The 427-nt window shown below is 54.3% G+C and carries 1 protein-coding gene; it reads right to left on the bottom strand.

Translation table 11 applies throughout. From position 1 onward, the window contains the following. Nucleotides 1-427, bottom strand: a 427-nt coding sequence (locus P2081_RS20380) for an ATP-binding protein (RefSeq protein WP_278924616.1), incomplete at both ends; no start/stop codon positions are given.

Here is a 427-nt window from a genome sequence, read left to right as displayed (position 1 = left end):
CGAAGACCTGCGCCCATTCTGAGAAGCTGAGGTTGGTGGTTATGATCACGCTGGTGCGCTCATACAATTTGCTGAGCAGATGGAATAGAAGCGCACCTCCAGACGCGCTGAATGGCAAGTAACCGAGCTCGTCCAAGATAACCAAGTCGACTTTCGTTAGCGTCTCAGCCAGTTTCCCTGCCTTGCCGAGCGCCTTTTCCTGCTCCAATGCATTGACCAATTCTACGGTCGAGAAGAAGCGTACCTTGCGCCTGTGGTGTTCGATGGCTTGGACGCCGATTGCTGTTGCTGTGTGGCTTTTGCCCGTTCCTGGACCGCCGATCAGCACGACATTCTCTGCGCTTTCAACGAACTCGCATCGGTGCAGCTGCCGCACAGTGGCTTCATTGATCTCGCTTGAAGAGAAGTCGAAGCCTGTAAGGTCCTT

It is taken from the genome of Pseudophaeobacter profundi, assembly GCF_029697505.1.
Taxonomy (GTDB): Bacteria; Pseudomonadota; Alphaproteobacteria; order Rhodobacterales; family Rhodobacteraceae; genus Pseudophaeobacter; species Pseudophaeobacter profundi.
This window is presented reverse-complemented; position numbering and strand designations above follow the sequence as displayed.